The following is a 19,416-nucleotide window of genomic DNA, read 5'->3' on the forward strand; positions in this document are numbered from 1 at the left end:
AGACCTTGGACCGATGCGATTGATCACACATTTCGAGCGCACTCGACGCACGGCGCGCGCGCCTGACGCATGCTGCAACGTCGGTCAGGAGCGCGTTTGCTACGTCAGGCCGGCCGTCGATAGGGCGTCTGACCGGTGTGTTGTCTTCCTCGAGCCGACGAGCTGCCACTATCAGTGGATGGCTTTGGTTCGGAGTGGGCGCGCTGGTGCGCTGGTGGTGGCGGTGCTGGCGTCGGTGGCGGCGGGGTGCACGATCAACGGACACCCGACGGGGCCGATGCCCGCGGGGCCCGCCGAGTTGACCAAGTTCTACTCGCAGACCGTGCAATGGGGCGGGTGCGCCGGGTTCGGTGCGCAGGACGATCGCTTCGCGCCCAACGCACAGTGCGCGCGGATCACCGTGCCGGTCGACTACGCCAACCCGGACGGCCCGACCGCGCAGATCGCCGTCTCCCGGATCAAGGCGACCGGCAAACGCATCGGCTCGCTGCTGATGAACCCGGGCGGCCCGGGGGAGTCCGGGCTGACCATGTCCTCGCTCGGCAACAAGACCCCGCTGGCCCAGCGCTTCGACCGGGTCGGCTTCGACCCGCGCGGCGTCGGCTCCTCGACCCCGGCCATCGTCTGCGAGACCGCGCAGGAGCAGGACGCCGAGCGCGCCGAACCGCAGAAGGACAACACGCCCGAGGGCATCGCCGCGGCGGAGAACGAGAACAAGCAGTACGCGGACCGCTGCACCGAACGCACCGGCAAGGAATTCCTGGCCCGCGTCGGCACCCGCGAGGTGGTGCAGGACCTGGACGTGATGCGGGCCGCACTCGGCGACGCGAAGCTCAGCTACCTGGGCTACTCCTACGGCACCAAGATCGGTTCGGCGTACGCCGAGAAGTTCCCGGACCACGTCCGCGCCCTCGTGCTGGACGGCGCCATCGACTCTTCGCAGGACCCGGTGCAGGAGTCGCTGCGCCAGGCGGCCGGCTTCCAGAAGGTGTTCGACGCCTATGCCGCGGACTGCACGAACAAGTCGGACTGCCCGCTCGGCACCGACAAGACCCAGACCGTGCAGCGGTTCCGCGCGCTGGTGAATCCGCTGTGGGACAAGACCGTACCGACCACCGACCCGCGCGGGCTCAACTACAGCGACGCGCTCACCGGCGTGCGCCAAGCCCTCTACACCAACGATCTGTGGCCGGTGCTCACCCTCGGCCTGTCCGAACTGCGCGACGGCCGCGGCGACACCCTGCTGCAACTGGCCGACCTCTACGACGGCCGCCGCGACGACGGCAGCTATAGCAACACCACCGACGCGTTCAATGCCATTCGCTGCGTGGACGATCCGCGGATCAGCGACCGCGGCATCACCGGCAAGCAGGACGCCGAATACCGCAAGGCGGCCCCGTTCCTCGACGACGGTCGCGGCACCGGCGCGGCCCCGCTGGACGCGTGCACGGCCTGGCCGGTGCCGAACACCAGTGAGCCGCACCGGATCACGGTGACCGGGCTGCCGAAGGTGGTGGTGGTCTCGACCACCGAGGACCCGGCGACCCCGTACCAGGCCGGCGTGGACCTGGCGGCGCAGCTGGGCGCCTCGCTGCTGACCTACAAGGGCAACCGGCACACCATCGCGTTGTCGGGTGGATCGTCGTGCGTGGACGACGCGGTGATCGACTACCTGGTCGACCTGACCGACCCGGAGCCCGGCCTCACCTGTTGACCCGACGGGCGGTGATGTCTTTTTCGCACAACAAGGTCAGCACACTCAGCGTGTATGTAACACGGATTTAACGCCGGGTGCTTACTCTCGCGGACATGGATCGCCAGAAGGAATTCGTGCTGCGGACGCTCGAAGAGCGGGATATCCGCTTCGTGCGGCTCTGGTTCACCGATGTGTTGGGTTACCTGAAGTCCGTCGCCATCGCTCCCGCCGAGCTAGAGGGCGCTTTCGAGGAGGGCATCGGGTTCGACGGCTCGGCCATCGAGGGCTTCGCCCGGGTGTCGGAGGCCGACATGGTCGCCCGTCCGGATCCATCCACCTTCCAGGTGCTGCCGTGGGCGACCAGCAAGGGGCACCAGCACTCCGCGCGGATGTTCTGCGACATCACCATGCCCGACGGCTCGCCGTCCTGGGCCGACCCGCGGCACGTGCTGCGTCGTCAGTTGAACAAGGCGGCCGACGTCGGCTTCAGCTGCTACGTGCACCCGGAGATCGAGTTCTTCCTGCTGGAGAACGGCCCGGTGGACGGCTCGCAGCCGATCCCGGCCGATTCCGGCGGCTTCTTCGACCAGGCCGTGCACGATTCCGCGCCGAACTTCCGCAGGCACGCGATCGACGCACTGGAGTCGATGGGCATCTCGGTCGAGTTCAGCCACCACGAGGGCGCGCCCGGCCAGCAGGAGATCGACCTGCGCTACGCCGACGCGCTGTCCATGGCCGACAACGTGATGACCTTCCGCTACCTGATCAAGGAAGTCGGCATCGACGAGGGCGTGCGCGCGACGTTCATGCCCAAGCCGTTCGCCCAGTACCCGGGCTCGGCGATGCACACGCACATGAGCCTGTTCGAGGGTGAGGCCAACGCCTTCCACGATCCGGACGACCCGATCAACCTGTCCGGTACCGCGCGCGCGTTCATCGCGGGCATCCTGGAGCACGCGCCGGAGATCAGCGCGATCACCAACCAGTGGGTGAACTCCTACAAGCGGCTCATCCACGGCGGCGAAGCGCCGACCGCGGCCTCGTGGGGCCGGTCGAACCGGTCCGCGCTGGTCCGGGTGCCGATGTACACGCCGAACAAGTCCTCCTCGCGCCGCGTCGAGATCCGCAGCCCAGATTCGGCCTGCAACCCCTACCTGACCTTCGCCGTGCTGCTCGCGGCCGGCCTGCGCGGCATCGAGAAGGGCTACACGCTGCCGCCGGAGGCCGAGGACGACGTCTGGTCGCTGACCGTCGCCGAGCGCCGCGCCATGGGCTTCCGCGAACTGCCCGGCACGCTGGACGAGGCGTTGCAGGCGATGGAGCGCTCCGAGCTGGTCGCCGAGACCCTCGGCGAGCACGTGTTCGACTTCTTCCTGCGCAACAAGCGCCGGGAGTGGGCGGACTACCGCAGCCAGGTCACGCCGTACGAGCTCAAGGAATACCTCGGTTTGTAGAACAAGGCGCGTTTTTGCAACCGAACGTATGTCCAGGTGGGGATAAGCCGTTGGCTTCGAACCTGTAATTTGAGACCTATGGTCCGGCCACCGACTGCCCGCTCCGCGGTCCCCGGCGTCGGTCGGCTCGGACTGCTCGAGCCCACCGCCGCTGCCTCGCTGCACGAATTGGGCTGGGACAACGTCGAAAGTATCCCGCTGCTGTGGGCGCTGTCCCGCGCGCCCGACGCCGATCTGGCGCTGAACACGCTGGTCAAGCTGCGCGAGCGGATGGAAAGCGATTGGGCCGCACTCGATTCGGCGATCCGCGCGGAAACGGCGTTGCGCGGCAGGCTGTTCGCGCTGCTCGGCTCGTCCAGCGCGTTCGCCGATCACCTGGTCGTCGATCCGGCGGCCTGGCAGATCCTGCGCCGTAAGGACCTGCCGACCCGCGACGAACTGATCGCCGATCTGCTCGACGCGGTGCAGGCCGTGCCGGAGGAGGGGCCGCACGCCGGCCCGCTCCTGTTCCGGGCCGGTGAGTCCGGGCCCGAGGTGGTCGCGCTGCTGCGCAAGCGGTATCGCGATCAGCTGATGCTGCTGGCCGCGCTCGATCTCGCGGCGACCGTCGAGAACGAACCGGTACTGGCGTACCAGGTGGTCGGTCGGCATCTGACCGCGCTGGCCGATGCCGCGCTCACCGCGGCACTGTCCGTGGCGGTGGCCAGGGTCTGCAAGGACGGCCCGGTGCCGGTGCGGCTCGCGGTGATCGCCATGGGCAAGAGCGGCGCGTGCGAGCTGAACTACGTCAGCGATGTCGACGTGGTGTTCGTCGCCGAACCCGCCGACGCCACCGCCACCCGGTTGGCCGCCGAGATGATGAGCGTCGCCAGCGCGGCCTACTTCGAGGTCGACGCGGCGCTGCGGCCGGAGGGCAAGGCCGGTGCGCTGGTGCGCACGCTGGATTCGCATGTCGCCTACTACAAGCGCTGGGCGCGGACCTGGGAGTTCCAAGCGCTGCTGAAGAACCGGCCGATGACCGGCGACCTGGAGCTCGGCGAGGAGTACAAGGCCGCGCTGATGCCGATGGTGTGGACCGCCTCCGAGCGCCCCGACTTCGTCGCCGACGTGCAGGCCATGCGCCGCCGGGTGGAAGACCTGGTCCCCGCCGACATGCGCGAGCGCGAGTTGAAACTCGGGCACGGCAGCCTGCGCGACGTCGAATTCGCCGTCCAGCTCCTGCAATTGGTGCACGGCCGGGTGGACGAGTCGCTGCACGTGCAGGGCACCGTCGAGGCGCTCACGGCGTTGGCCGCCGGCGGCTACATCGGCCGCGACGATGCCGCGAATCTCACTGCGTCGTACGAGTTTCTGCGGTTGCTCGAACACCGCCTGCAACTGCAACGGTTGCGCCGCACGCACACGCTGCCCGCCTCGGACGACGAGGAGGGCATGCGCTGGCTGGCCCGCGCCGCGCACATCCGGCCCGACGGCAGGCAGGACGCGGTCGGCGTGCTCGGCAACGAGATCCGCCGAAATGCCGTGCGGGTGCGGCGATTACACGCCAAGCTCTTCTATCGTCCGCTGCTCGAATCGGTGGTCAAGCTGGAGCCGGACGCGCTGCGGCTCAGCCCCGAGGCGGCGGTCCGGCAGTTGGCCGCGCTGGGTTATCAAGCGCCCGAACACGCGTTGAGTCACCTCAAGGCGCTCACCGGTGGGGTGTCGCGCAAGGGCCGGATCCAGGCGCTGCTGCTGCCCACCCTGCTCGAATGGCTCGGCGAGACACCGAATCCCGACGCAGGGCTGCTCGCCTACCGGCGGGTGTCGGAGGGGCTCGGCGACCAGACCTGGTTCCTGCGCGAACTGCGCGACGAGGGCGCGATCGCGCAGCGGTTGATGATCGTGCTCGGCTCCTCGGAGTACCTGCCGGACCTGCTGATCAACGCGCCGGACACCATTCGGATGTATGCCGACGGGCCGGGCGGTCCGCTGCTGCTCAGCCCGCAGCCGGAAGACGTCGCGCGCGGGATCATGACGGCCGCGGCGCGCTACGACGATCCGAAACGTGCTGTGGCCGCGGCTCGTTCGTTGCGCAGGCACGAACTGGCCCGGGTTGCCTCGGCGGATCTGCTCGGCATGCTCGAGGTCAAACAGGTCTGCCGGGCGCTGTCCTCGGTGTGGGTCGCGGTGCTGGAAGCCTCACTGGCAGCGGTGATCCGGGCGAGCGAGGCGGAAATGGGCGCACCCGCGCCCGCCGACTTCGCGGTGATCGGCATGGGCCGCCTCGGCGGGCACGAGCTGGGGTACGGGTCCGACGCGGACGTCCTGTTCGTCTGCGATCCGCGTCCCGGCGAGGACGAGACCAAGGCCGTGAAGTGGGCCAACAGCGTCGCGGACAAGGTGCAGAAGCTGCTCGGCGCACCGAGCACCGACCCGCCGCTGCTGGTGGACGCCGGGCTGCGACCCGAGGGGCGCAACGGCGCGCTGGTCCGCACGCTGGCGGCGTACGCCGCGTACTACCAGCAGTGGGCCCAGTCGTGGGAGGTGCAGGCGCTGCTGCGGGCGCACCAGGTCGCGGGCGATCAGCAGCTCGGCCTGCGCTTCCTGCACGTCATCGACAAGGTGCGCTATCCGGAAGGCGGCGTATCGAACGAGGCGGTGCGGGAGATCCGCCGGATCAAGGCCCGCATCGACGCGGAACGACTACCGCGCAACGCCAATCCGGCGACGCACACCAAGCTGGGGCGTGGTGGTCTGGCCGACATCGAGTGGACGGTGCAGCTGATGCAGTTGCGCTATGCGCACGATGTGCTCGGTTTGCACAACACCTCGACGCTGGAGTCGCTCACCGTCATCGAGGAGACCAAACTGCTCGACGCGGCCGATGTGGCCCTGCTTCGGGATGCCTGGCTTACGGCGACCAAGGCACGTAATGCGCTGGTGCTGGTACGTGGGAAGCCCACTGATCAGCTGCCTGGTCCGGGGTTGCTGTTGTCCGCGGTCGCGCGGGTGGCCGGGTGGCCGAATGACGACGGTAGTGAGTTCCTCGATCACTACATGCGCGTGACGCGGCGGGCAAAAGCTGTGGTGGAACGGGTGTTCGGCCAGTAAGAGTTGGCAACACACGCACACCTTCTGATTTCCCGCACAGCGAATCGCCGCCCTGACACGCGTGCGTTTGTCAAAAGGTGTGCGGCTGTGCAGGTTTCCACGCGCTGCGTTCGGAACAGGCCGCGGCGGTGCCTGTGTGCGAGGGCTAGTGCGCGATCGACGGGGCGGGTTCGATGAGCAAACCTGTTCGCTCGGCGCGCTTTTCGCCCCACTCGTAGAGCGCGGTGAGGGCGGGCACGAGGGTCCAGCCCTCATCGGTCAGGTCGTATTCGACCTGTGGCGGCACCGTGTCGAAGACCGTGCGGCGCACCAGACCGTCCGCTTCCAGCTCGCGCAGCTGCTGAACCAGCATCTTCTCGCTGGTCGTCGGCATCAACCGGCGTAACTCGCCGTAGCGCCGCACACCTTCCTTGAGGTGGGCGAGGATCACCGGCTTCCACTTGCCGCCGATGAGGTCGACGGTCACCTCCACCGCGCAGTGGTAGCGCTTCTCCGGCATGGCTGGCCTTTCGGGTACTCACCAAAAAGTGCGTTCTTGTAACACTGTAATCATCGCGATTCCATGGACGGGACCACGCATTCCTACCGCAGACATGGAGCCCGAATCCCTATGAAGGTCATCGTTTTCGACCGTTTCAAGCCCGGGGTGACCTTGGAGACCATCAACCCGTACCTGCCCGAGGAGGTCGCCAATGTGTGGCGGCTGTGGAAGGCGGGCATCGTGCGGGAGAACTACGCGCGCGCCGACGAGCCGGGCGTGGTGATCGTGTTCGAGGTGGACAGCGTCGAGGAGGCGCAGAAGTACGTCGCCGACTTCCCGCTCACCAAGGCCGGCTACCTGGAGTGGACCTATGTCCCGGTGCAGGCCCCGCTGCCGCTGGAGGCGCTGATGGATCCGAAGGTCGACGTCGCCGAGCCCTACGACCGGACCAAGTGAGGGCGCTGCCATGCGAAACGCCTTCGGCCTGAGCATTCCGCAAACCGTGGCCGACGCCTGCGATCCGAAACGCATGGCGTTGCTGATCTATGACATGCAGGTCGGCATCGTCGGTCAGATCCCAGACGGGGAGCAGATCGTGAAGACGTGCGTCCGGTTGCGAGATGCCGCACGGGCCAACGGTTTCCGGGTCTTCTACACCCGGCACGTATCGCTGCCGATCGCCGCATCCGGTGTTTCCCAGCTGCGCACCGCCATGCAATGGCAGCGGGTGGACGACCTGGACGAACTGCACGCCAGTTTTCCGCAGGGCTCGCCGCAATACCAGCTCACGCCGGAGCTGGCCCCCAACGCCGACGAGATGGTCTTCGACAAGATCACCATGTCCGCCTTCGCCGCGACCCCGCTCGATATCGCGTTGCGCGACTGCGGAATCGACTCCTACGCGATCGCGGGCATCGCCATGGAGGTCGGCATCGAACCGACGGTCCGGCACAGCCTCGACCTCGGCTACCTGCCGATCATGGTCACCGACGCGTGCGGCGCGGGCCATCCGGCGGCGGCCCAAAGATCGCACGCCACTTTGGAATTCGCGGGCGGCTCGCTGATGACCGAGACCGACGCGCTGATCGATCTGATGAACCGGGGCTGATTTCCCTAGCTCACAGGCACCCCACATGGGCGGGTGTGGGGACGAGGGTTGTGCCTGTGCGCTAGGGGATTACCCGTCGGCGAGTTCCTGGAACCGGTCGACGAATTCGCGAAGGGCGAGGCGATCTTCGTCGATCTCGGGGCGGTGACCGTGCTCGACGGTCACCGTCACCACACTGCCCGCACGCAGTCGCAACACGTCCAAGCAGGTCGGCAGCAAAGGGGCATTCACACTGCGCCCATTGCTGCTGACTGTGATTCGCGAGGTGTAACCCATCATCGCGAGCAGGAGCTCTTCGGCGCTGTCGACGGTGAGCGGGCCAGCGACACGGAACTCTTCGACGTACATCAGGCCCTCCTCCTACGCGTGCGGTTCATTCTAGGCGGAGGGGTCCAGGTGGCGAGGCCGCCGACGAATCGGCCTACTCGAGCCAGCCGTTTGCTTTTGCGGCGGCTACCGCTGCGGCCTCGGCCTTGTCGGCGGCGATGCGTTTGTGCACCAGCGAAGAAACATCTTCGTACTCTTTCTCGTCGTCCATTTCGTCCGATGTGCCGGGCTTCGCCGATGTGTCCGGCGCCTCCGATTCATCCGGCTGGGCGCACGTGCCATAGTTCGCGAGTGCCCGGGCACAGCCCTCGGCAGTGAGCGCGGTTGTCTTGGCGCTGACCAAAACCTGATCAATTCTGCTGTCGTCGTGCTCTTGACCGTCGTTGCCGCCGCGTTTTTTGATCAGGAATTCTTTTAGTTGTTCATCTTGATTTGTCTTGCCCATCGCTTGCTCGTCCGTGGCGGTGGAGCACAGGGCGCCCCCTGATCGGGCAACGTAGTAGCAGGTGTAGAAAGCAGCGCTGGTCGCTGCCGTCGCATAGTCGTAGTCGGTTCCGTTCTCGTTCAATCCACCTTCGCCGAACATTCGTTTCCGTTCTTTCGGCGAAACCCCGATATCCGTCTTCAAGACGAAGGGGGTGATCTTCTCTGGATCTTCGGGTCCATTCGGACCCTGTACGACCGGCACGTTCGCTTTTCGGATCAGTGCGCTCTGTATGCGCAGATGCACGCACTTCTTGACGGCAGATTCATCGCCGGTCTCGGCGTGCTTCTTGTCGGCGTCTACTTCTTCTTGTTTCGAACACAGTGTCGGTGCGGCGGGCGGTTCCGCGCGAACGACGGCGTGCGCGGGAATCACCGCGAGCACGCCCAGGGCGATCGCGGAATGTACAAGGACGCGTGAACGTACGAGCATGGACCCTCCAGGTTCGTTGTTCGGTACTGGGATATCTGATCACGGCACAATGCGGTTTTCCGGGAGCGTCGTGCGATCCCGCCGTGGGGCGGAGTGGCCTGGTCGACTACCGATCGATGCACGGCACGACGGATATTCGGACCCGCGAGCGTCTTGGATGGATAAACCTGCGGCCTGCCACTCGGGGCCCGCGGTGGCAGTGCGGACTGCCAACTCCGCGCCGTCGCCCGGGACCTCCACGGTCGGCACACAGCATCTCCACAACCGCCGCATAGGGTCGGGGCATGCCTAAATGGTTGGAGCGAGTGGTGCTCGGGGTGGGATGGTGCGCGCTGGCGGCGGGGGTCGCCGGGGTCGTGCTGCATTTCGGAGCTTGGCAAGATCGGTCGTTGGTCCTGGTCCAGTCGGGGGCGTCGTACCTGATGATCGGTGCGGTGATCGGGTTGGTGATTTTCCTGATCGCGCGTGGTTGGCGCAGTGCGGGTGTGGCCGGGGTGCTGGTGGGTGTGGTGCTGTGGACGCTGGTGCCGACGTTCGTGCCGGAGAGCCGGGCGGCCGGCGGACCCGAGGTCATGGTGATGCAGTCGAACCTGCTGTTCGGGCAGGCGGATGTCGAGGCCGTGGTTCGAGCGGTGCGGGACAACCGCATCGACGTGCTCACCGTCGACGAACTCACGAACGGCGCGGTCGACCGGCTCGCCGCCGCGAAACTCGGCGAGCAACTGCCCTACGCCTACCTCCAGCCCACCGCCGACGGTGGCGGCGGCACCGGCATCTACAGCCGATACCCGTTGCGCGACACCAAGAAATACGACGGCTTCGTGCTGAACCAGGTATCCGCGATCATGGATCACCCTGCGCGCGGACCGATCACGGTGTTCGCCTTCCATCCGATCCCGCCCCCGTTCAACTTCGCCGACTGGCTCGTGGAGATGCCCAGGATCCGCGAAATCCTCGACGCGCAAACGGGTCCCGCGATCGTCGGCGCGGACTTCAACGCGACCCGCGATCACGCGGCGTACCGCGATCTGCTGCACGGCCGGTTCGAGTCGGCGGCCGACCAGGTGGGGGCAGGTCTGCTGCCGACGTTCCCGAACGACCGGTCGTGGGGCCCGATCATCGGCATCGACCACATCCTGCTGGCCGACGCCACCGCGCAGGAGGTGCGCACGCTGAGCGTTCCGGGGTCCGATCACCGCGCGTTGATCGCCCGGGTGCGATTCAATTGATCCAGCAGGCACGGTCTGTACCGGTCACTGCGCGTGGATCTTTCGGACAGGATGATGCGCGCGCGGGATGCACGGCGATTACCGTGTGAACGCTCGGCGCGCGGGCAGTGCTCCGAGCCCCTAGTGTGCGCGGGCGCGCGCACCGGTAGGTCGGGGAGGCCCGTGGATGAGGAAGACACAACGGTTGCGGTTCGGTGCGGTCGCCGTGCTCGCGATGTTCGGCGCGGTGCTGGCCGGGTGTGACAAAGGCGTGCAGCCGCCGCGCGGGTCGAGTACCGAGACGCCGAGAGCCGAGACCGTGTGGGAGGTCGCGGGGTCTATGACGGCCACCGGGCCGAACGGGCCGCGCAAGGGCGTGCCGGACGCGCCGCTCACCGCGATCAACGGCGACGGCGGCAAGTACGACAAGCTCGCGCTGAACTCCATTGCCGATCTCCAGGAGTACTGGACCGCGGCCTACCCCAAGAACTTTCCCGGCAAGTTCACCCCGGTCTCCCTCTTCGACTCCTGGGACGCGAAGGCGCCCAAGCAGCAGGCGATCGAGTTCTGCGGCGAGTCCACCTATCACGTGGTGAACGCGGCCTATTGCAGTCTCGACCACACCATCGGCTGGGATCGCGGCGTGCTGCTGCCCGCGGTGGTGGAGAAGTTCGGCGAGATGGCCGTGGTGATGGTGCTCGCGCACGAATACGGTCACGCGATTCAAGGACAAGCCAGGCTCGCGGGCATGCGGACGCCGACGCTGGTGCTCGAGCAGCAGGCCGATTGTCTGGCCGGCGTGTTCTTACGGCATGTGGCAGAAGGGGATTCGGCGCACTTCACGCTGAACACCACCGACGGGCTCAACGCGGTTCTCGGCGCCACGGTGGCGATTCGCGATCAGGATCCGAGCGATCCGAAGAACGCGCACGGCTCAGCGTTCGAGCGGGTCACCGCGGTGCAGATCGGCTATTCCGATGGCGCGGAAGGCTGCAAGTCGATCACCACGCAGCAGATCGCGCAGCGCCGCGGCACGCTGCCGGTGTCGTTCGAGCCGGGTGAGGAGTTCGCGCAGCTTCCGGTGACCGCCGAGTCGCTGAACAGCGTGAGCCAGGCGTTGACCACCATCTTCCCGACCAGCACGAAGCCGCAGTTCGACTACCGGGGCGTGGTGCGGAACTGCGCGAATGTCACTGTTACCGAACCGGTTTCGTATTGCCCGAGCGCGAACATGATCGGCACCGCGGTACCGGCGCTGGCCAAGCGCGGCGCGCCGGTGCAGGGGCGCGAGGACCCGCTCTCGGCCGTGGTGAACGGCGACTACAACGCCTTCGTCATCTTCGTGTCGCGGTATGTCCTTGCGGTGCAGAACGATCGCAAGCTCGGCCTGACCGGCGCCGAGACCGCGGGGCTGCGCACGGCATGCCTGTCCGGCGTGGTGACGACCAAGCTGAGTGAGCCGGGCAGCGACCCGCGCTTGTCGGCGGGCGACCTGGACGAGGCCGTCTCCGAACTGCTCTCCGACGGCCTGGCCGCAGGCGACGTGAACGGCAAGGTGGTGCCGAGCGGTTATCAGCGCGTCGAGGCGTTCCGCACCGGCGTGCTCGAGGGCGAGAAGGCCTGCCTGTCTCGCTACAAGTAAGTCGCTACACCGGCAGTGAACGCAGGGAGGTGAGCGTCGTCGCCAGCGCGCGGGCGGCCTCGGCTCCCTTGGTCACGAAGTGTTCGGTGAAGTAGCCGACGTGCTCGCTGTGCTCGTGGAAGTGGTGCGGGGTGAGCACGACCGAGAACACCGGCACATCGGTGTCCAGCTGCACCCGCATCAGCCCGTCGATCACCGCGGACGCGACGAAATCGTGCCGGTAGATGCCGCCGTCCACGACCAGCGCCGCCGCCACGACCGCCGCGTACCTGCCCGAGCGGGCGAGCCGCTGCGCGTGCAGCGGGATCTCGAACGCGCCCGGCACGTCGAAGACCTCGACGGTGGCCGGGTCGTAGCCGAGATCGGCGTACTCCGCGGTGAAGCCCTCGTAGGCCTTGCCGACGATGGCGCTGTGCCAGCTGGCGCGAATGAACGCGACGGATCCGGTGGTTCCCATCCCCGAATCTTACTTGCCGGTAACGTGCGTTTCCAGCCAGTCCACCACGTCGCCGAGCACCTTGTCCTGCTCGGGTTCGTTGAAGATCTCGTGGTAGAGGCCTTCGTAGCGGATCGCGGTGAGATCTTTCGAGCCGGCGCCCTGCTCGATGAGGTCGGTGCTCGACGGTGCGGCGAGGGCGTCGGCGGTGCCGTGCAGGACCAGCACCGGGACGGTGAGCTTGGCCAGCCGGCCCTTGACCAGGACGGTGGTGTTGAGGATCTCCGTGGCGGTGCGGGCGGGGAGCTTGCCGCGATACACCAGCGGGTCGTTGTCGTAGGCGCGCCGGACCTCGGGGTCGCGGCTGATGTGGGTGGAATCCAGTTGCAGCACACCGAGGTTCGGGGTGAGCCTGGTCAGCACGGGGGCGAGGGCGCGTTGTACGGCGTTGCCCGCGGAGATGTCCAGCGGCGGGGCGGAGAGCACGATGCCGGTGACGTCGATCGGGGCGCGGGTGGCCAGGTGCAGCACGATGAGGCTGCCCATCGAGTGGCCGATCAGGAAGCGGGGGATGCCGGGATGTTCGCGGGTCGCGATGTCGAGCATGGCCGACACGTTGTCCGCGGCGCCGTCGATCGAGCCGATGTTGGCCTTGCTGCCTGCGGATTTGCCGTGGCCAATGTGGTCGAGGGCGTAGACGGCGAATCCGGCGCCGGCGAGGCGCTGGCCGACGTGGATGTAGCGGCCGGAGTGTTCGGCGACGCCGTGCACGAGGACGATGACGCCGCGAGCCGATGATTCGGGGAGCCATGCGCGCCAAGCGATTCCGCTGCCGGTGCCGTCGAATCGGCCGGTTTCGGTACGGATCTGCGGGGTGCTCGGCTCGGCGGCGGTCGCCTGCGGCTCGGAACTTCCGGTCGCCTCGGGCTCGGCGGTCATGCATCGGCTCCTGACGTCTGCGGCACGGTGGTCGGCGACTGTGCGAACTGGGCGATCAGCCGCCGGTTGAACTCGATGAGTCGAGCGTAGTTGAGCCGGGAGAGGCGCTCGTCGGTTCCGTGGATCGTGGCCAGATCGCGTTCGCCGAGCACGATCGGGGCGAAGTTGCAGCGGGTGCCGGCGAGGTCGTGATAGTGCCTGGAGTCGGTGGCGCCGGGGACGATGCCGGTGGTGACGACGATGCCGGGCACGATGGCGCGGGCGATGTTCGCGACGAGTTCGAAGGCCGGGCCGGGGTCGAGGTTCACCGTCGGTTCGGAGGACATGCCTTCGGCCTCGATTCGAACGCCCTTGTCGCGCACTACTTTCCGGCAGTGTTCCAGCACGGATCGGACCGAATCGCCGGGCAGGATGCGGAAGTTGACGGCGGCCTCGGCGTGTTGGGGGAGCACGTTGGATTTCACGCCGCCGCGGATCACGGTGGGGGCGGTGGTGGTTCGGACCAGCGCCTCGGTGTGTGGGCGCAGCGCCATCACCCGGGTGATCAGCGGTGCGGCGAAACCGGCGACGCCGAGCAGATGGCGGCGGGACGCGGGCATCGCTTGACGTAAGCGGGAGAGCATGTCGGCGGTGATCGGGGTCATCCGCAACGGCATCGGATTGTCCTGGATGCGGCTCACCGCGCGGGCGATGCGGCCGACCGCGGTCTGCTTGCCCGGCATGGACGAATGTCCGCCGACCGCGGTGACTGACAGTTGCACTGTCGCATAACCCTTTTCGCCGAGCATGATGTTGGCGACCGGCTGGTCCACGCCGTCGGCGACGCCCTCGGTGATCATGCCGCCTTCGTCCAGCAGCAGGTCGGCGTGCACGCCGAGTCGACGGAGGCGGTCGGCCATGTGCATCGCGCCGGTGTCGCCGAACACCTCTTCGTCGTGTCCGAAGGCGAGGAAGATGGTGCGGCGCGGGCGAATTCCCTCGGCGAGGGCGGCCTCGACCGCCTCCAGGATCGCCAGCACCCGGCTCTTGTCGTCGATTGCGCCACGGCCCCAGATGAATTCGTCATCGACCACGCCTGCGAAGGGTGGATGGGTCCAGCGGTGCGGGTCGTCGACCGGGACCACGTCCTGATGCGCGAGCAGGATCGCGGCGACGCCGTCCGGCTCGATGCCTTGCCACCGGTAGAGCCGGCTGTATCCGAATCGCTCCAACTCCAGCTCCGCGTGCACCCGCGGAAAGGATTGCTCGAGGTGTGCCGAAAGCTGCGCGAAGGCCGGGTCGTCGACCTCGCCCCTGGTGTCGGTGGACACCGTGGCGCAGCGCAATGCCACGGCAAGGCGCTCGGCGGTGCGGTCGTCGACGGGTTCTGTCATCGGTTACCGGTGCGGTTCGGCAAATTCATGGACACCACTGCATTGTCCAGCATGCCGGGGGCGACCGGTATGGTCTTTTCGTTTCGCCACTTCACGATGCCCTCGGTGACGCCGCCCGGCAGGTCCGGCGTGCGGGGTGCGGTCAGCATCGGGAGTTCGAGGCGGGCCGCGGTCACGGTGACCGGGGCGAAGGCGGGGGAGTGTGACCACACGTCGTCGACGACGTCGGTGACGCGCACGCCGATCCGGTGTCCGGCCGCGATCGGCCAATCCTGGGCGAGCAGGCGCACTTCGGCGGTGTCGCCGCTGATCGGGGCGATGCCGCGGGTGATGACGGTGGCCTGCTGGCTGGGTGCGATGTCGTAAAGCTCGACCGCGACAGTGGCATTGGTGGGGCCGGTCACCTTCAGCGACACGGACGGCAGACCGGCCAGGTGCTGGTCCTGGGTCAAAGGTTCGGAGACGGACCAGAATTCGCGATCCGGTCCGGGCAGCAGGCCGCGGTCGGTGTAGCCGCCGGGGCGCAGGTCGACCGGGACTCGGGCGGCATCGGCGGGCGGCCAAGCGGTTTCGGCGCGCCAGCGACCGTCGAACTGGCCCACCGTGATTCGCGGTCCCGGCACCTGGACGTCGCGGCCGGCAACGTGCTTGTCGAAGAAGGCGAGCAGCTCGGTGTCGAAATGCGGTGTGTCGCACTTGTCGTGGCAGGTGCGGTGTCCCCATTGACCGAACCAGGCCTTGTGCTCGCCGGGGCCGAGGCCGTTCCACAGGTCGAAGACGCGGTAGGGGCGGGTGTTGTAGTCGACGAAGCCCTGGCCGAGGAACAGCGGAATCGTGTTGCCGCGCAACCGGGGAAGCAGGTCGCGGTCGCGCCAGAAGGGGGAGTTGCCGTCGTGGTTGGTCATGTCGGCGAGGTACTGCTGGTAGCACTGGATCGGCAATTGTGCTGCGTCGGCCTGATATTCGGGCGAATCGTCCGGACGGGCCGGGGTCGACGCGATCAGCAGGTGTTCCAGTCCGGCGAAATCGGCTGGGCGCACACCGCTCTCGGTGATCGGCTTGCCGGAGAACTTCCACGAGACGCCCTGCATGTACAGGTACGAGTACGGATCGACCACCGGTTCGAACGACGCGACCGCCGCCAAGCCCTTCGGCTTGGTCGCCAGCCCCATCAGGCCGGTCCAGGCCTCGTAGGAGACGCCGAACATGCCGACCTTGCCCGTGGACCACGGCTGGTTCGCGGACCATTCGACCGCGGTCGCGACATCGGAGCGTTCGCCCGGTCCGCCGAAATCCGGGCAGCCGGACGAGCCGCCGAAGCCGCGCAGGTCGACGATGACGTAGGTGTAGCTGGCCTTCAGGAACATGTCCGCTTGCAGGTTGTCGGTGGACGGGCCGCCGCTCAACCGTGGTTCGCTGAGATACGCGAGGTGTGCGCGGTACGGGCTGACGGTGAGGATCACCGGGGTGCGCACGTCGTCCGCGATGCCCTCCGGCCGCAGGATGTCCGCGTGTAACCGCGTGCCGTCCGGGGCATCGATGAACGCCTGCTTCCACTGAAACGGTACCCCGAGCGGCTCCGCCGCCGCACTGACCGGAGTAACCACAGCCAGCAATAGCAACAGCCCACACAGGACCCGCAGCACGACGGTTCGTTCGCTCACCATAGGACTATCGAGTGTGCCCGGACGACCGTCCAGCCCCTGGAACCGGGGTGGCCGGCCGGCCCTGCCCGGGTGTCGAGCAGCCGGTGATTGCCCGTTGGCTGTGTCGAGTGGCTACGGCTCCACCGCGCCGATGCACGCGCCGACGGGCAAGAGCTGGCGTTCGCCCTTGCTGTGTGGGTCGATGGTCGGACGGGACGTCGGTCGTGGAGCGCCGGGCGTTCGGTACTCAGCCGGCCTGCCGAGCTGTTGCCGAGCCGCCGGTCGGATGCCATCCGATGTTCACTCCCGCCCGCGAGCATGGACGGTATGCCGGATGCCGCCGACACGCTTGGCCCCGCGTCCGTGGACGTGCTCGCGGTGGGGACGATCTCCCTCGCGCTGTTCGCCGCGCTCTTGTTCGCCGTCTCGGCCGCGTTGCAGCAGGGGGCGGCGCGGCAGGCCGCGACGGAAGCGGCGCAGGGACGGTTCCTGGTGATCGCCGGGATCGCTCGTCGGCTGATCACCGATCGACGTTGGCTGGCCGGGCAGGGCGCGAATGTGGCCGGGTTCGTCGTGCACGCGGTCGCGCTGCGGCTCGGTGCGATCGCGGTGGTGCAGGCGCTGCTCGTGGTGCAGTTGCTGTTCGCCTTGCCGTTCGCGGCGGCTCGGCGGAAGCGGGCGTTGCTCGGACGGGATTGGGCGGGGACGGTTTTCGTGTGCGGTGGGCTGATCCTGCTCGTCGGGCAGAGCGCGCCCGGGCACGCGGACGTGCGATTGGAGATGTTGCCCGGCGTCGGCGCAGGCGTGTTCGCCGCGATCCTCACCTTGATCGCCGCCTCTCGACTGACCCACTCGACGCAACTGCGCTCAGCCCTCGTCGCGATCGCCGCAGGCTGCTGCTTCTCGACCACCGCGGTACTGGTGGTGATCGCCACCTCGGCCCTACCCCAGCTGAGCGGGGCCCTCCTCGGCATCCCGATCTCCACCGTCCTCGGCGGCCTGCTCACCCAAGAGGCCTACGCCCGCGGCTCCCTCCCCACCGCCCTCACCGCCATGACCATCACCGACCCGGTCCTCAGCTACACCGCCGGCCTGACCCTCTTCGCCGTAACCATCCACCCCCGCCCCACGCTCCTGGCCCTAGCCGCCGCCTTGGTTATCACCGGAATCGCGTTACTGGCGAATTCCCCGACCCTGCACGACGAGCTGGACCAGGCTGAGGCGAAAATGCCTGTACCCGAGGCTGTTCCATAGTCCTTGCAAGCGGGCTTTCGAGCGGCTTCTGGTTTGCCTCCAACAACGTCTACGGTCCGTGTGATGCCCGGGTAGTGCTGAGCGCGTCGCGAGCCGTACCGCTTCCTCTTCCGCGGCTCGGGTACTTAGGGCGTCGGTTTCTGACGGAGAGACCGGCTGTGGTTGCGTCACAGGCATTCCCGAGTTCGTGCGTGCCACGTTCAGCTACTGGCGGCGTACAAATGCAGCGATCATCGGGATCTGCATTCACGCTGTGCACCTCGACGGATTCGCCCTGCTTGAGCCGATCACGGTCAGAAGTGATCAGTCCGACTTGGCGTACGGAATGTGCTCTCGACGTACGTTGCAACCTACGTCAAGAGCGTGGTGCGTACGTCAAGTCAGCTCATCGGGCGGACGAGGGGGGTGGCCGGTCGCGGTCGGGTTCTTAGGCGTTGAGGCGTGGTGGCTCTGGGCGCCCGGTGAGCGAAACGGCCAGCTCTTGGGCGCGGTGCTGGGATCCGCACTCGCTCTTGGGATTTGCACCCGGAGTGGGTGCCCGTACTGGGTGCGGATCCCGAGAGTTGGTGCGGGTGTTGCGGGCGGGAGGCGGTTCATGATCGACGGGACGGTGATGGCGGGGACTCGGGTATTGCTGCTGCCATGGGGTCAGGCGGTGCGGGCGGGGGTGTCGTAGTCGGCGTAGAGGGCTAGCATGCCTGCGACTGTGGCTGACCAGGGGAAACGTTCTGCGGCTGCGCGGGCGGCTCGGCGGCGCTGGGGGGCGGGGACGGTGAGGAGTTGGCGGATGCCGTCGGCGAGGCCGGTGGGGGAGCCGTCGGAGATGATGCCGGAGCCGGGGGCGTCGACCAGTTCGCTGGCGGCGCCTGCGTCGGGGACGACGACGGGGGTGCCGCAGGCGAGGGATTCGAGGACCGCCAGGCCGAAAGTTTCTGCGGGGGAGGGGAATACCGCGATGTCGGCTTCGGCCACGAGGGTAGCCATGGTGGTGCGGTCGGTGAGGTGACCGTGGAAGGCGACGGGGAGGCCGGTGGCGAGGCGTTCGAGGCGGGGGCGTAGTGGGCCGTCGCCGATGACGGACAGTTCGCAACGCAGGCCGGATTCGACCAGGACGCGGATTGCTTCGACGGCGAGTTCGGCGCGTTTCTCCTTGGAGAGTCTGCTTACCAGCACCAGTCGGACGGGTTCGTTTGTGGCCCAGTTGGTTTCGTCTTCGGGATCGACTGGGCGGAAGGTCGTCAGATCGACGCCGAGCGGGACGCGCCGCACGTTGGTCGCCCCGATGCGGGCGAACTCCGCCGTTGCGAAACTCGAAGTGACCACGACCTTTTCGGCTCGCACGCAGAGACGGCGATTGGCCAGGTCGGCGGCCGTCGTCAACGGAAAGCCCGGCGGGACGCGGGTCCGCAGGATCGCATCGATACGTTCATGAGAGAACAACACAAGCGGCACCCCCGCCCCACGCGCCCACGGCGCCAACCACCGCACACTCAACTTGTCACTGCACTCCAGCACATCCGGCCGCAGCCGATCGAGCACCGCCCGCGTCCGCCGCGCCGTCAAAACGTGATACCCGCCCGCCCCGAACTTAGGGCTGTGCACGGTAATCCGCCGACCGGACCCCGTCAGCTCATCCCCATCCGCGGGCCCGGGAACCACAAGTACCCGACTATGCCCCGCCGCCAAATACCCCCGCCCGATCTCGTCCAGGCAAGTCCGCAACCCTCCGGACGCCGGAGTGTAGAAGTTCGCGATCTGCACGATGCGCACTAGCGGACCACCAATCCAGCCGGGTCGGGGCAAGTAATCGGGGGAGCCGAGAGATTACGAGCCGTGCTGTGCCAGT

Annotated in this window: 16 protein-coding genes; 8 read left to right on the forward strand and 8 right to left on the reverse strand. The window is 67.5% G+C overall.

The features are described 5' to 3' along the window. The first annotated feature begins 178 nt into the window (after window positions 1-178). The 3 genes from AB0M22_RS21965 to AB0M22_RS21975 all read left to right on the forward strand — a co-directional run bounded on the left by AB0M22_RS21965 (window position 179) and on the right by AB0M22_RS21975 (window position 6,240). The gene (locus AB0M22_RS21965; protein WP_364729610.1) at window positions 179-1,714 is read left to right on the forward strand and encodes an alpha/beta hydrolase; all 1,536 of its coding nucleotides are present in this window, start codon (window positions 179-181) and stop codon (window positions 1,712-1,714) included. Window positions 1,715-1,809: 95 nt separating this feature from the next. Continuing rightward, on the forward strand, window positions 1,810-3,150 hold the full coding sequence (locus AB0M22_RS21970) for a glutamine synthetase family protein (protein WP_150408211.1): 1,341 nt from the start codon (window positions 1,810-1,812) through the stop codon (window positions 3,148-3,150). A 78-nt stretch (window positions 3,151-3,228) separates the two neighbouring features. After that, a complete protein-coding gene (locus AB0M22_RS21975) occupies window positions 3,229-6,240 on the forward strand; it encodes a bifunctional [glutamine synthetase] adenylyltransferase/[glutamine synthetase]-adenylyl-L-tyrosine phosphorylase (RefSeq protein ID WP_364729614.1) in 3,012 nt (1,003 codons plus the stop codon). 145 nt (window positions 6,241-6,385) lie between these two features. Here AB0M22_RS21975 and AB0M22_RS21980 read toward each other — a convergent pair whose 3' ends face one another. After that, on the reverse strand, window positions 6,386-6,739 hold the full coding sequence (locus tag AB0M22_RS21980; protein WP_364729617.1) for a helix-turn-helix domain-containing protein: 354 nt from the start codon (window positions 6,737-6,739) through the stop codon (window positions 6,386-6,388). Between the two features lie 111 nt (window positions 6,740-6,850). Between AB0M22_RS21980 and AB0M22_RS21985 the strand changes: the two genes are divergently transcribed. Both AB0M22_RS21985 and AB0M22_RS21990 read left to right on the forward strand, forming a co-directional pair. Continuing rightward, entirely contained in the window at window positions 6,851-7,177 is a 327-nt protein-coding gene (locus AB0M22_RS21985) for a hypothetical protein (RefSeq protein WP_150408215.1), read from the forward strand. Between the two features lie 10 nt (window positions 7,178-7,187). After that, window positions 7,188-7,829, forward strand: a complete 642-nt coding sequence (locus AB0M22_RS21990; RefSeq protein WP_364729621.1) for a cysteine hydrolase — start codon at window positions 7,188-7,190, stop codon at window positions 7,827-7,829. A 69-nt stretch (window positions 7,830-7,898) separates the two neighbouring features. On the opposite strand, the gene AB0M22_RS21995 is transcribed toward AB0M22_RS21990, so the two are convergent. Both AB0M22_RS21995 and AB0M22_RS22000 read right to left on the reverse strand, forming a co-directional pair. Next, on the reverse strand, window positions 7,899-8,177 hold the full coding sequence (locus AB0M22_RS21995) for a hypothetical protein (RefSeq protein WP_364729624.1): 279 nt from the start codon (window positions 8,175-8,177) through the stop codon (window positions 7,899-7,901). A 73-nt stretch (window positions 8,178-8,250) separates the two neighbouring features. Continuing rightward, a complete protein-coding gene (locus tag AB0M22_RS22000; protein WP_364729627.1) occupies window positions 8,251-9,072 on the reverse strand; it encodes a hypothetical protein in 822 nt (273 codons plus the stop codon). 284 nt (window positions 9,073-9,356) lie between these two features. On the opposite strand from AB0M22_RS22000, the gene AB0M22_RS22005 reads away from it, so the two are divergent. Both AB0M22_RS22005 and AB0M22_RS22010 read left to right on the forward strand, forming a co-directional pair. Then, window positions 9,357-10,301, forward strand: coding sequence for an endonuclease/exonuclease/phosphatase family protein (locus tag AB0M22_RS22005; RefSeq protein ID WP_364729630.1), 945 nt, complete (start codon window positions 9,357-9,359; stop codon window positions 10,299-10,301). A 166-nt stretch (window positions 10,302-10,467) separates the two neighbouring features. Then, window positions 10,468-11,922, forward strand: a complete 1,455-nt coding sequence (locus AB0M22_RS22010; protein ID WP_364729633.1) for a metallopeptidase — start codon at window positions 10,468-10,470, stop codon at window positions 11,920-11,922. Window positions 11,923-11,926: 4 nt separating this feature from the next. On the opposite strand, the gene AB0M22_RS22015 is transcribed toward AB0M22_RS22010, so the two are convergent. The 4 genes from AB0M22_RS22015 to AB0M22_RS22030 are packed head-to-tail and all read right to left on the reverse strand — an operon-like array spanning window position 11,927 to window position 16,337. Beyond that, complete coding sequence (locus AB0M22_RS22015; RefSeq protein ID WP_364729636.1) at window positions 11,927-12,379, reverse strand: 6,7-dimethyl-8-ribityllumazine synthase; 453 nt, start codon at window positions 12,377-12,379, stop codon at window positions 11,927-11,929. A gap of 9 nt (window positions 12,380-12,388) precedes the next feature. After that, window positions 12,389-13,297 carry a lysophospholipase gene (locus tag AB0M22_RS22020; protein ID WP_364729639.1) on the reverse strand — a complete coding sequence of 303 codons (909 nt, stop codon included), beginning with the start codon at window positions 13,295-13,297 and terminating at the stop codon, window positions 12,389-12,391. Further along, the gene (locus AB0M22_RS22025; protein ID WP_364729642.1) at window positions 13,294-14,670 is read right to left on the reverse strand and encodes a M20/M25/M40 family metallo-hydrolase; all 1,377 of its coding nucleotides are present in this window, start codon (window positions 14,668-14,670) and stop codon (window positions 13,294-13,296) included. Before AB0M22_RS22025 ends, AB0M22_RS22020 begins: the two co-directional genes overlap by 4 nt. Continuing rightward, on the reverse strand, window positions 14,667-16,337 hold the full coding sequence (locus tag AB0M22_RS22030; protein WP_364729645.1) for a CocE/NonD family hydrolase: 1,671 nt from the start codon (window positions 16,335-16,337) through the stop codon (window positions 14,667-14,669). The genes AB0M22_RS22025 and AB0M22_RS22030 overlap by 4 nt, the downstream gene beginning before the upstream one ends. Window positions 16,338-16,643: 306 nt before the next feature. Between AB0M22_RS22030 and AB0M22_RS22035 the strand changes: the two genes are divergently transcribed. After that, complete coding sequence (locus tag AB0M22_RS22035; protein WP_364729648.1) at window positions 16,644-17,570, forward strand: DMT family transporter; 927 nt, start codon at window positions 16,644-16,646, stop codon at window positions 17,568-17,570. Window positions 17,571-18,218: 648 nt separating this feature from the next. On the opposite strand, the gene AB0M22_RS22040 is transcribed toward AB0M22_RS22035, so the two are convergent. Then, window positions 18,219-19,340 carry a glycosyltransferase gene (locus tag AB0M22_RS22040; RefSeq protein WP_364729651.1) on the reverse strand — a complete coding sequence of 374 codons (1,122 nt, stop codon included), beginning with the start codon at window positions 19,338-19,340 and terminating at the stop codon, window positions 18,219-18,221. Window positions 19,341-19,416: the final 76 nt, after the last annotated feature.

It is taken from the genome of Nocardia sp. NPDC051756 (assembly GCF_040681495.1).
Classification (GTDB): domain Bacteria; phylum Actinomycetota; class Actinomycetes; order Mycobacteriales; family Mycobacteriaceae; genus Nocardia.